At 30.8% G+C, this 13,763-nt stretch carries 9 protein-coding genes; 7 read left to right on the top strand and 2 right to left on the bottom strand.

All coding sequences use genetic code 11. The features are described 5' to 3' along the window. From Q0891_RS12890 to Q0891_RS12875, 4 genes are all read left to right on the top strand, one after another. Positions 1 to 717 (top strand): LytTR family DNA-binding domain-containing protein, encoded by a 717-nt coding sequence (locus Q0891_RS12890; protein WP_299102205.1) that lies wholly within the window; start codon positions 1 to 3, stop codon positions 715 to 717. Between the two features lie 368 nt (positions 718 to 1,085). Beyond that, entirely contained in the window at positions 1,086 to 1,583 is a 498-nt protein-coding gene (locus Q0891_RS12885; RefSeq protein ID WP_299102204.1) for a CAP domain-containing protein, read from the top strand. 262 nt (positions 1,584 to 1,845) lie between these two features. Next, a complete protein-coding gene (locus Q0891_RS12880) occupies positions 1,846 to 4,446 on the top strand; it encodes a T9SS type A sorting domain-containing protein (protein WP_299102202.1) in 2,601 nt (866 codons plus the stop codon). A 200-nt stretch (positions 4,447 to 4,646) separates the two neighbouring features. Then, entirely contained in the window at positions 4,647 to 5,696 is a 1,050-nt protein-coding gene (locus Q0891_RS12875) for a nuclease-related domain-containing protein (protein WP_299102200.1), read from the top strand. A 110-nt stretch (positions 5,697 to 5,806) separates the two neighbouring features. Here Q0891_RS12875 and Q0891_RS12870 read toward each other — a convergent pair whose 3' ends face one another. Next, entirely contained in the window at positions 5,807 to 7,867 is a 2,061-nt protein-coding gene (locus Q0891_RS12870; RefSeq protein ID WP_299102199.1) for a tetratricopeptide repeat protein, read from the bottom strand. A 136-nt stretch (positions 7,868 to 8,003) separates the two neighbouring features. Then, on the bottom strand, positions 8,004 to 9,140 hold the full coding sequence (locus Q0891_RS12865) for a response regulator (RefSeq protein WP_299102555.1): 1,137 nt from the start codon (positions 9,138 to 9,140) through the stop codon (positions 8,004 to 8,006). Positions 9,141 to 9,486: 346 nt separating this feature from the next. On the opposite strand from Q0891_RS12865, the gene Q0891_RS12860 reads away from it, so the two are divergent. The 3 genes from Q0891_RS12860 (at position 9,487) to Q0891_RS12850 (ending at position 13,580) form a co-directional block, all read left to right on the top strand. Then, on the top strand, positions 9,487 to 10,749 hold the full coding sequence (locus Q0891_RS12860) for an oligosaccharide flippase family protein (RefSeq protein ID WP_299102197.1): 1,263 nt from the start codon (positions 9,487 to 9,489) through the stop codon (positions 10,747 to 10,749). A gap of 13 nt (positions 10,750 to 10,762) precedes the next feature. Next, complete coding sequence (locus tag Q0891_RS12855; RefSeq protein ID WP_299102196.1) at positions 10,763 to 11,968, top strand: glycosyltransferase; 1,206 nt, start codon at positions 10,763 to 10,765, stop codon at positions 11,966 to 11,968. Between the two features lie 406 nt (positions 11,969 to 12,374). Continuing rightward, on the top strand, positions 12,375 to 13,580 hold the full coding sequence (locus tag Q0891_RS12850) for a glycosyltransferase (protein ID WP_299102194.1): 1,206 nt from the start codon (positions 12,375 to 12,377) through the stop codon (positions 13,578 to 13,580). The last annotated feature ends 183 nt before the right edge of the window (positions 13,581 to 13,763 follow it).

Genomic DNA, 13,763 nt, shown 5'->3' with positions numbered 1-13,763 from the left:
ATGAATTGCATTATTATTGATGATGAAGCCACAGCAAGAGCTATTATTGGCCAATTATGTACAAATATACCTAGCTTGAAAGTGTTAGAGGATTTTCCCAACGCAATGCAAGCCATAAAATATTTAAACTCTAATGAAATTGATTTAATATTTCTAGATATACACATGCCAGATTTTACTGGTTTCGATTTCATAGATACTATTAAAAATCCACCTAAAATTATTCTTACGACATCAGATCCAAATTTTGCTATCCAGGCTTTTGGTTATGATTGTATTGTAGATTATTTAGTGAAACCGATTTCTCCAGAACGGTTTAAAAAAGCTATTGATAAGGCAGAAGCGATCAAGCCTAAACCAGTTGAGTCTAAAAGTAAGCAGTCAGGGCAAGTAGAAACGAGCTCTGGTAATGATCTGTATGTAAATATTGATAGACGATTAATTAAAATAGATATTCCAAGTATTTATTTAGTTGAAGCAAAAGGTGATTATATTCAGGTGAAAACAGAGGATAAAAACTATACTGTTCACTCTACATTAAAAAAAATCGAAGAGAAGCTTCCAAATGATTTATTCTTAAAAATCCACCGTTCTTATATTATTAATGTAGATAAGATAATTGATATTGAGGACAATAGTGTGTTAATTAAGAAAGATGTAATTCCTGTAAGTCGTTCTAATAGACCAGAGTTAATGAAGCGTCTTAACTTGCTCTAATCTTTAGGTTAAAACATAAGCAAACATTCCGCAACGCTATTTGACTTCATTTTGTAATTGTTTAAATTCATTAGTCGATACGTAATATCTTTTCGTCGAGCCAAAAGTGGCATCGAACGAAATAAAAAAATACAACTAATTAGTACTATTATCTTTGTACTATAATTACATAATAATGATATAGGTTTATTGGTTAGGCTTATGGGCAAAAGAGAAATCTTTTGCCCTTTTTTTTGTTATAAAAACACAGCTAATCTGCTTAACCTTATATGGTTACCTTTCGTCTATACTTTGGTTTGATTTAATCGAAATATCCAAAAACGGAGTGTTATTCCCAATATTTTTGTCATGTAATAAACAACAAAATCATGAAAAATTTATCCCTCACATTTACTGTATTAGTATTTAATCTACTACTTTTTTCTTGTTCAGTAGAAGAAGATTATTCCATTTCTGAAGCCTATAATTCAGACAATTTTAACGTAGTATACGAACCTATAGATTATGAAATTTTAGAATTTATAAATATTCATAGAGCTATGTTAAACCTACAGCCATTAGAGCTTTTAAATGAGGCATCAAAAGAAGCTATTTCTCATAATTACTATATGATAGATGAAGGCACTGTTAGTCATGACTTTTTCTTTTTAAGATCTCAGAACCTGATTGATGCTGTTGACGCAAAAAAGGTGTTAGAAAATGTAGGGTTCGGCTTTTACAATGCACAATCTGTTGTAGATGCTTGGTTAGATAGCGATGGTCACAGACAAAATATAGAAAATCCAAATGTTACAAATATTGGAATTTCATCAACTCATGATGAAAATGGCAAATATTATTTTACAAACATTTTTGTTAAACTGTAGAGAACTATTAATAATCGTAGTAATCATTAAATTTTATCCCTAAAATTGATTACTTCCTAACCCTTAATTATCATCTATAGTGTGAGGCAAAAGAGAAATCTTTTGCCTTTTTTTTTACGTTAAAATAAAAATCTTACATATTAATAGCATTCGTCGATACTTAGCCGTTAATCAAGGGTGTTTTTTGCATATTTAACCGAAAATATCAGCTTACAGTCTGATATTCAGATATATTTGTTTCGAAATTAAATTTAAAATAAACATGAATTACTTTACCCAAAACAAAAATCAATTCATAATTATTGTTTTTACAATAATGAGTATTGGAGCTCAAGCTCAGAATAATCCTTTTAATTGCGATTATAATGCCTACTTATTTCAGTACAACGATGTGTATGCTATTGATTTAGCCTCAGGAAATTCTTACCAAGTAGCGGCTGATGTAACGCCAGGTAGTATTAATGCCACAGCATATAATCCTGCAGATGGTTTTATTTGGGGCTCTTTAAGTACACCAGCAAAATCTATTGTAAAAATAGGAACAGATTTTACAACCACCACTTACTATATAGATGAGTTACCAGATAGTGGTCGTTATGTGGGTGATGTCAGTGCAGATGGTATTTATTATTTAAAAGGTGGAGGAACAACTTTTTATAAAATAAACCTAAATCCAGAGTCTGAAAATTATACACAATTCGAGGCGACTGGGACTTTGTCTCAAAATATAAGTATTCATGATTGGGCATTTAATGCAGTAGATGGTCAGATATATGCAGTAGCTAAGAGTTCAAATATTTTATACCGTATTAATCCTACAAACGGACAAGTATCTGCCCTAGGAGAAGTGCCAATTTTATCGGGTTTAAGCTACACCTATGGAGCCGTTTATTTTGATAATGAAGGTCGTTTTTACATTTCTGCAAACCAAACAGGTACTATATATGTGATTCAAGCAGTACAAACTATACACACAGTAGCAGATATTGAATCTAACTTATTTGCTTTTGGACCATCGAGCGCAAGTAATGACGGTGCACGTTGCCCAACAGCACCAGTATTACAAGAAATTTGTGATAATGGAATTGATGATGATGGTGATGGACTTATAGATTGTGAAGATCCTTCTTGTTCTGGTTTTGGGTCTTGTGAAGTAATTGCAGCACCAACATCAAGTTCTAATAATGGAGGTTTAGAAAGTAATAACAGGTTAGCAGAGCAAATTAACGCACGTAATTTTAAGAGAGCAAAAACTGGTTATAAGTTTGATCCTACAACAGCACCAAGAGCGGTAAAAAGACCTAGCTATGCAACTAAAAATGCGAATTCAAACTTTACATTAGAAGATTTTATACCATTAACTACTATTAATGAAGATGAAGCGGTTGAGGCTTCACCTTCAGACTTAATAGGCATTACCAATGCAACAGAAATTTATGCAATAGATTACATAAAAGACAATAGTCCTATTGCTTCTGTATTAGCATTAAAAACGGAAAATGGTGTTTACGAGCATACTAAATATATCTGTGATCGTCTATTGGGTGGAGAGTTAGTTAATGTTTCTACAATGGATATTAACGAACAACAATTTATAAAATCTATTATAAAGAACGAAGATGGAACTTTTGAGTTTGTCTTAAGTTTATCTGCGAAAGTGGTAAACAGTGATGCTAATTTTGCGATAGAAAGCCACTGGAATTTAGATCAGTATGAAGCTAACGTAACGTTTTATAACTTTCAAATATGGTCTAATTCTATTGATGATTTGTATTTGTTAGGACAAGAACTGTTAAACTTATTAGAAGTAGAAAAGCCAATTTCATCTTATGAACTTTCTACACCACCAACAGTATTTGTAAAAAGTGGAGGTTACTCAGATGGTGGATTAGATTTACAGATTGTAAATACTAATGGTACACAAAGTATTACGCTAGATGCAGGTTATAGAACAACAGAAACGGAAGCATTTCAAAATCTTAATTCTACAATTAACTTAAACGGAAATTACATTACAAATCTTAGAGTAGAAACAGGTAATTTATTTGATATAGGATTTAGAATTGGTGATGGTGTTGCAACACCAGATGACTTATTTATGTCTGATGGTCCTTGGGGAGTTGATGATTCTCAATCTGGTACTAATGTAAGTCTTTACGAAGTGTCTACAAACACAAATACGTTTGCAGAAGAAGATTTTCCGATAGAAAGAAATGTAACTTTAAATGCAACTACAGATTCTTACGTTGCAGCTTATAGAGCTTTAACGCCTAGATTTCAAGCTGTAGATGTATCAGATTTCGCAAGTTTTCAATTTAGCGCACAAGGAACAGGTAATTTAGAAATTACTTTTGTAAAAGAAAGTATAGAAAACTGGGCAGAACAGTTTAAAACTAATGTGGCTTTAACAAACGAAATACAAGATTTTACTATACAAATAGAAGACTTAGAAAATAATTCTTTTGATACTGCTGAATTAAATGATGTAGTGACTATAGTATTTACTATGGTAGCAGAAAATGGAACAATGACTTCAAAATCGTTAAATATTAACGATCTAAGATTTACAGCGCCATCGTCATTATCTATTAATGATTATACTAAGGATTTAGAAACCTTAACTGTTTTTCCTAATCCTATGAGTTCAAAAGCTACAATTAACTTCTCAGTAAATCAAAGTGAAACTGTACGTTTTGAAATGTACAACCAACTAGGCAAGCAAGTATATAGCACAATATATACAACAATACCAGGAAGTAATAGCATAGAAATTAACAGAGAAAACTTGAGCTCTGGTCTTTACTTCTGTAAAATTGTTAGTAATCAATACAATTTTACACCAATAAAACTTATCATAAAATAACCCTTAATTAATAGCTATAAGAAAAGGCAAAAGCGAAAGCTTTTGCCTTTTCTTTTTTATGTTAGTTTGGGTTTTAATGCTATCTTTATGAGATGTTTAGCTTCTTTTTAAGAAGATAAATACTTAATTTTATATTTCAATAATATGTTATCGATGACGATGTGCGTAAGTTTTAATTAGAAATGTTTTAAACCCTTTAAATGGCGAGAATATATGGAACCATAGAATCATTAAAATCTCTAAAAACTGAATTAGAGGATAAAGGAATAACAAGATTTAATTCTATAGGGCAGATAAAGGACTTTATAAAAAATTACAATTATGAAAGAGAAAATATTTATGATGATATTAAGATTAAACTGGATAAAGAATATTCTGAAAAGTGTTTTGATAATGAACAAAGAATTCAGAATAGAGCTGAAATAATCAATTTAGAAACAGAAAATAAGGATAATAAGATTTCTGATTTACTGAAGAAAATTGCTCTAATTCAAAATGATAAAAGCAAAAATGTTCTAAAAAAACTATTTTTAAATGTAAGGCTCTACTCTCTTAAATATAGATCTAAACGCTTAATAAAAAGTAAAGCAGAGCATATCAGAGCAATTGTAAAAGACATCTCAAGAAAGATTGAAATTGATGGAGTTTTTATAAATAGATATGAAAATAAAAGGCAGCAACTCATTGAACAAAGAGCAAAGGCTAAAATTGAAAAGTTAGAGTATACACGTGAGGTTGTTGAGAATTCAATGAATCTAATTTCAGGGGCAATAGGAGAAAATTTAGTGGTTAAAGAAATAAAGAAGTTATCAGATGATTATGTTTTAATTAATGATTTTAATTTAAACTTTTCTGATCCAATTTATTTTAAAAAATATAATCAAAGAATTAAATCTATTCAGATTGATCATCTCTTAATTACAAAGGCTGGTATTTTTATTATAGAAACTAAAAACTGGAGTAAATCCTCAGTTAATTCCCGTAATTTAAGATCACCAATAGAGCAAATTGAAAGGTCAAATTTTGCGCTTTATATACATGTTTCAGAAAGCATAATTTTAAATGAACATCATTGGGGAGAACAAAAAATTCCTATACGAAATCTAATAGTGATGATTAACCATAGACCAGCAGAGAATTTTAAATATGTCAGTGTAAAATTATTGAAAGAATTGAATAATTACATCAAATATTTTGATCCTATTTTAACGGAAGACCAAGTGAATAGAATAACAACTCAGTTGATTTAATATATAGTTGTGGCATTAAATGAATGTCTGTAATTAAGAAGTTAGATAATCTAATGGGTTTTTATGCAGATTAGTTACCTATATACCTAAGCTAGGTTACAATTTTTTGTTTATCTATTAAAAACCGCTTTCTTCAAGAATTGCCACTTAAAACGCAACCCAATTTCAGTAAATGTAAAACCAGCAGCTGTTGCTGATGCTATATTACTGCGTGTTCCATAAACATTTAATAAACTGCGCTCAGAGAATCTATACCCAAACGCACCTTGTATTCTATAAGCTGTTATTTTAGGATCGTCTTCAATGTATTGGTAACCAAACGCACCTGTTAAATTATAAAACCATTCTTTTGGTTTTGCTGCAGCTTCATCTTTTATAAGGTTTACAAATATTTCGTAGGCATTGAACTTTTCTGGGCTAAAATAAACCGTTGGTACTTGGTCTTTAAACGTAATATATTGGTAGTTAAAACCAACCTTTACAGATGGTTTTGGTAATAGGTTATAATATAATGAAGTAAATAATAGATTTCTACTATTACCATCATTTTGGGAGGTATGCATTAATTGTGTAAACCAACCTAAATTGAAGTTTGTACCTAAATTATAATTTGCGTAATAATTGTTTTGAACTAATTCTCTATCTAATAAATCGGCATTAAAACTTTCGATTTGCCTTTTATAACCAATATCTAATGTTTGAAGTTTAAAGGATTTAATATTAAATGAAAGATCTGTTAAGAGTTGTGTATAATCAATAGTTTCTGCTTGTGCTGATGTCATACCTGCAGTACCTTTAAAAGTAATACTAGGTATAAATTTGTAAGATAACCCTAAAGATAGGTTATTTGAGGTTGCACTATTATTAGTTATTGTATTGTTTGTTGTTCGGTAGTTATAGTTTCCTAATAATGCAAATTTTGTAGATAATGGAAATATAACATTGTTATTAAAGGCAAAGGCTTTATTGTCTCCGTTATCAAATGTATGCGATGCTTTAGACTCTAAAGTGGGTGCAAAGCTATTGTTTAATTGATTAATAAAATTGGTAGCATCTTTTTGTTGATCGTAAAATTTTAAAGTGTTTTCAGCAGAAGTATAAGCTTCGTCTGTATAACCTAAAGCCTTTAATACGTTTGCTTTTCCGAGGTTTCCATCAAAGGAGGTGCTATCGTTTACTAATATTTGATTGTAATCGGTTAAACTCTTTTTAAAATTACTCTTGTATATATTTAAAGTAGCGCGTAATGCCAAAACCCAATTTTCATTTGGGTTGTCAGTAATTAAAGTGTTAATTAAGTTTGTGGCAGTTTTAAATTTTTTATTCCAGATTAGTGCTTGTGCATAGCGCTCTGTTGTTTGCTTAGCAATGTTTTTATCTGTTGTTTTATTTATACTATTAAAGGCTTCTGTACTTATACTTAAAGCTTTTTTTTCTTTTCCGTTTAAGTGTTCTACTAAAGCCAACCCGTTGAGAGCAATAATTTTATGTTCTGGTTGCTCTGCTAACCTATTATACATAGTTTTTGCACTGTCTAGTTTGTTCCAAATTAAATAGAGATTAGCTAAGTTTAATAGTGTATCCTTATCATCACCGTAAAGCTCTAAGTTTTTGGTTAATAATGCTTCAGCTTTGTCATAATTTTGTGCTTGTTGGTTTTGGTATGCGTAGCCTAAATAAATATATTTTTTAGAAACCATAGCGTTAGGGTTTCCTGGTGATACCTCTAAAGCTTTATTAACCATAGCTAATGCATCTTCGTATTCCTTTAAATTAGAAAGCGTATTGGCAAAACCAAGAAGCGCTGCGAAACTTTGAGAGTCTTCAGTTACCAAGCTATTGTAGTAGACTTTGGCATCTGTAAAATTACTATTCCATAATAGAGACTCGCCATAATTTAATTTTACTTCAAAATCATCAGGATATTCAGCGAGTAAATCTGTAAACAATGTATTTGCTTCGGCAGCTTTTCCATTAAGCCCTATAGCACGTCCATAACATAAGCGTGCCGTTTTGTTATCTGGAAAATCATTAAGAATATCATTAAAGAAAGTTTCTGCTTGGGCATATTTTCCAGTCTCTAAATACGTGAATCCTTCTTTCATATCTTGAGCAAAAATCCACTGTATGATAAATAAGGATATTAAGAATAACAATTTTTTACGTGACATATTATATTTAATTAATTACAAGTGCAAGTTAGCTTTAAGTATTATTTTATTAATCTGTAGTAACTAACCATTCATCTACACAAAAAGCCCATTGGTACTTTATATAGAGTTTAGGGCTCTTAATTATTAAATATTTCTATCTATAGTGTATTGCAATTTGACCAAGTTGCCCTACAATTTTTACAGAATCTTTCATAGACAATTTAGAACCATCTGCATGTATCCATCGTTTTAGTGGTTGTTCGCAGATGTATGAAATTGCTTTTTTCTTGCCATAATGTTTTCGCATTCTAATAAAGATTTCAACATCAAAAATCCATCGTGTAATAAACTTATCTTTAAACATAAGATTAACTATGTCTTTATCCATAATTTTTGCGCCACATTGGGTATCGTTAAAAGGCATACCTAATATAGTACGGATAATAAGGTTTATAGTTTTACTTATAATTTTACGTGCAGATTCTTTAGTGATGTCTGCACCCATTCTGCTCATTCTAGAACCACTTACAATTTTAAAGTCTGAATCTTCAATAGTTTTTACTAAATCGTCAAAATCTCTAAAATCGGTTGACAAGTCGGCATCTAAATAACCAATATAATCTAATTGAGGATCTTTAGCTAAGTGCAATACACCTTGTCTTACAGCTTCAGCTTTACCACCATTTTTTTCACAATCGTATACAAGAATATTGTTTTCTCTACCTTTTTTCAATGAATTTAAAACCTCTAATGTTTTATCGGTACTACCGTCATTTACAAAACACAATTGGTAACCTAAATTACTATCAATAAAATTGAGAAATTCTTTACTAGAAAGTCTGTCCTCTTCATTGTAGCAAGGTATAACAACACCAACACAACGCTCTTGTAGTATTTGATCTTTAGTAGTTTTATTTTGTGCTTTATTAGTTTTAATACCAAAAAGTCTATTAATTCTCACAGTTACCTCATTCAGTGATACGGGTTTTTTCATGTAGTCATCTATACCTAAGTCAAATCCATCAATAACAGTATCTTCATTAGTGTTTCCAGAAAGTACTAAGATTTTAGTATCAGATTGCTTTTCGTTTCTAATATTCTTTACGACCTCTAACCCAGACATGCCGTCCATATTAATATCTACAATTACAATATCTGGTTTAAAACTGTCAAACAAGGCGAGTCCTTCTTCGCCAGATTGAGCACATTGTATTTCAAATCCTAAATCGCCTAAGTGTTTTTCTAATGATAACAATATTAATTGTTGATCATCAATGGCAAGTATTTTAATCATAATAGTAGGTTTTTGGGGTTGATTTTTAGTTAAACAAACTCTTTTTCAGTCGTTTAAAGGCGTAAATGTAAACTATTTTTGAAAGAAAACTATGATAAACCTTAATTTTTTACCGATTAAATGCTATATTTGCCTGCTTAAGTGCGTCAAAATTACTTTGTTACACTGAGAAAATGGTGTTAAATGCTAGTAAAATGGACTATTAATTTATAACAATTAATAAAACGACACTAATAGTAGATTCGTCTTATGCAAAGCGTATCTGAACGAAATTTAATCTCCCTCCACTGTTTCAAATTAGATATTTGTATTATAAATTATACAAATACATTATTATAGAATCATGCAAATATTAGCAATTTTAAAATCTAGAAAAATTACACCAGAGCAACTTTTTATGCTGAGTGTGTTAGCCGTAAATGGTGGGAACTATTTATATAATTTAATTCTAGGTCGTGTTTTAGGGCCAGCTCAATTTGCAGATGCTGCCGTATTAATTACATTTTTATTGGTACTAAGTTTTGCTGCGATGACATTTCAACTTGTAACTGCTAAATTCTCTGTGCTTTTTGAAAATGAGGTTTTCGAGAGCTTTGTTTCTAAAATATATAAAAATTCGCTTGCGGTTGGTGTAATAATGGGATTATTGATAATCGTTTTTGCAGACCAACTGCAAAGCGTGTTTAACACATCATCATCATCTAATATGTTTGTTGTTTTTGGGTTTGGTGTTCCTCTATATTTTTTAATGAGTGTAAATCGAGGAGTTTTTCAAGGAAAAAAGTCTTTTAAGTCTTTATCTATTACTTATCAAAGTGAAATGTTAAGCCGTTTAATAATTACTTTAGGACTAATTTTAATTTTTAATATTCAATCATCTGTTGTTATTGCTGCTGGTATACTAGCTTCATTTGTATTTGGATTATTTCCGTTTAAGTTTCCAAAACTAATTTCAAAGAAAGCTTTAGTATTAAGTAAAACGCATTCAAAAGAAATTAAAAGCTTTTTTGTGATAACTGCTTTTTATGAGTTAACTCAAATTATTATAAATAATAGTGATATACTTTTAGTTAAACATTACTTTGAGTCATACGAAGCTGGTTTATATGCCTCTTTGGCCTTAATAGGTAGAATAGTATACTTCATAGCTTGGATGTTTGTAATGTTGCTATTGCCTACAGTGGTTCAACTTAAAAAAGAGGGCAAAGAAACTGCATCAACTCTTTTTAAGTACATTGGGTATATAGCCGCTATATCAATTACAATTATAATAGGTTGTTTAATTTTTCCAGAAACCATAATCACATTACTATTTGGAGAGAGTTATATAGCTATGGCACCATTACTATGGAAATATGCATTAGCAACCTCAATGTTTGCCATTTCTAATATTTTCGCTTACTACTACCTGTCTTTAGACAAATATATTCCAGTTGTTATTTCTGGAGTATTTGGCATGCTTCAAATGGGTTTGGTAATTTTCTATCACGAGAGTTTAGAACAAGTAGTACATATGCAAATAATAGCTATGCTATTGTTGTTAACAATTCAATTAGCCTTTTTTAAATACGATCAAATAAAAATTAAAAACTTGTCCCAATACTAAAACCACAGAAATTATGAAATTAGTAATCGTAACGGCATATCCGCCTAGTAAAGTTACTTTAAATGAATATGCATATCATTTAGTCAAGCAATTTAGAAAAAATGAAAAAGTAACAGAACTTATATTGTTAACCGATAAAACAGAAGGCGCAAAGGATATTGAGTTTAACGAATCTGGTTGTAAGATAACAGTAAAGGAGTGCTGGTCTTTTAATAGTTATAAGAATATTTTTTCAGTAACTAAAGCGATTAACCAAACTAAGCCAGATTCAGTTTTGTTTAACCTACAATTTATGAAATTTGGCGATAAAAAAATTGCCGCTGCTTTAGGATTAATGTTACCTTTAGTATGCAAGTTGAAAAAAATTCCTAATATAGTATTACTACACAATATACTTGAAGAAGTTGATTTAGGCAGTGCTGGTTTTACATCCAATAAATTAATGCAAAAAATTTATGGATTTATAGGTACATCGTTAACTAAACTAATTCTTCAAGCTGATACAGTAGCGGTTACTATGCAGAAATATGTGAACATATTACAGGATAAATATGGTGCCAATAATGTAAAATTGATACCACATGGTACTTTCGAAATTCCTGCTGAACCAGATTATAAATTACCAGAAGGTCCATTGCAAGTAATGACTTTTGGAAAATTTGGAACCTACAAAAAAGTAGAAGGAATGATTGAAGCCGTTGAGTTAGTGCGTGCATCAACAGGATTAAATTTAGAAGTTGTTGTTGCTGGTACAGACAACCCAAATGTTCCAGGTTATTTGTCAAAAGTTAAAGAAGATTATAAACATGTACCACAAGTACGTTTTACAGGTTATGTTGAAGAATACGAAGTGCCAATTTTATTTAATGAGAGTGCAGTTGTCGTTTTTCCTTATACATCTACAACAGGTAGCTCAGGAGTTTTACACCAAGCTGGAAGTTACGGAAAAGCAGTGGTAATGCCAGATTTAGGAGACTTAGCTTTATTGGTACAAGATGAAGGTTATAGAGGCGAATTTTTTGAACCCACAAGCGTTGAGAGTTTAGCAAAGGCTATCGAAGCAATTGTTACTAATGATGCTTATAGATTAGAACTTGCAAAAACAAATTATAAAGCCGCTACAGCTCATCCTATGTCTCAGATTGCAGAATTATATTTGCATACTTTTAGTACTATTATCGAAAAAAAATCTACAGGAATAGCAACGGCTTCTGTATAATAGAAAAATATAATTATTCAAAATAGTTTACCTATTGTAGGTCTCTGTTTTATTAGTAAAACCCAAAAACTCAATTGCAATTTATTATGTGCAATTGAGTTTTTGGGTTTTTTGTTCGCACCCTATTAATACAAATGTTACATAGATTGTATTTTGAAGATGTTCTAACTTATTCTTCAATTCAATAGATTAGTATTCTTACTATCCAGATCAAAATAATTAGGTGTTGGTAGATCCAGACTTTAATTGATTTTTAGCAATAATACTAAAACTGAAAAACCTTTGTCTTAAGATTTATTCCATTCGTCTACAGTAAAAGTTAACCTATCGAAACTTTCAAAAACCAGTGATTTTAAATGCCAAATTTGTAGTGTAATTAATTAAAACATTTATAAAATCCATTACCATGAAACTAGCAATAGTAACAGCATTCCCTCCAAGCAAAGTAACATTAAACGAGTATGCATACCATTTAGTTAAACAATTTAGACAAAACGAAAAAATAACTGAACTAGTTCTGCTAACAGACAAAACAGAAGGTAAAAAGGACATTACATTCACAGAAGCTGGTTGTAAAATTACCATAAAAGAGTGCTGGTCTTTTAATAGCTACAAAAATTTGTTTTCAGTAACAAAGGCTATTAATAATACTAAACCAGATGCTGTATTATTCAATTTACAATTTATGAAATTCGGAGATAAGAAAATTGCGGCAGCATTAGGTTTAATGTTACCATTGGTTTGCAAATTAAAGAATATTCCTAACATCGTATTGTTGCACAATATTTTAGAGGAAGTTGATTTAGAAAGCGCAGGATTTACCTCAAATAAGCTAATGCAAAAAATCTACGGTTTAATAGGAACTAGTTTAACTAAGCTTATTTTACAAGCGGATATAGTTGCTGTTACAATTCAAAAATACGTTCATTCTTTAGAGTATAAATATTATGCGCCAAATGTTGAGTTAATTCCTCACGGTACGTTTGAGATTCCGGCAGAACCAGATTATACGTTGCCAAAAGGTCCATTACAAATAATGACTTTTGGGAAGTTTGGCACCTATAAAAAGGTAGAGGGTATGATTGAAGCTGTAGAATTAGTTAGAGAAAGAACAGGGCTAGACTTAGAAATTGTAATCGCAGGAACAGATAACCCAAATGTACCTGGTTATTTGGCTAGAGTAAAGGAAGATTATAAACATGTTTCACAGATACGTTTTACGGGTTATGTAGAAGAGGAGGTAGTTCCAAAAATCTTCAAAGAAAGTGCAGTTGTTATATTTCCTTACACATCTACAACGGGAAGCTCAGGTGTATTACATCAAGCAGGAAGTTACGGTAAAGCAGTAGTTATGCCAGACCTAGGGGATTTAGCGTTACTCGTAAAAGACGAAGGCTATAAAGGAGAGTTCTTTGAGCCTACTAATACAGAAAGTTTAGCAAATGCAATAGAGGCTATTGTTACAAATGAAGAGTATAGATTAGATTTAGCAGAAACAAACTTTAAAGCAGCGACGGCTTATCCAATGTCAGAAATTGCAAATATGTACATAGAACATTTTTATAAAATTATGGATAAAAAATCTATTAAACCCGCTGTTTGGTCAGTATAAATTAAAGCTAAACAGTAGTAATCTGCCTACTCAGATTGAACCTACACTACTGTTTAGTTAAATAATTGAATCACCTTTTTTGCCCCAAAAAGTAGAAGCCTACAACTAATTAGAAACCCCTAAGTTCTAATTTATAAGAATGCAGACCCGAAGAATCTTAAAGATTGAGTTAGGACATGAACT

Origin of the sequence: uncultured Winogradskyella sp. (assembly GCF_947498005.1) — a bacterium.
In the GTDB taxonomy this organism is placed as follows: Bacteria; Bacteroidota; Bacteroidia; order Flavobacteriales; family Flavobacteriaceae; genus Winogradskyella.
This window is presented reverse-complemented; position numbering and strand designations above follow the sequence as displayed.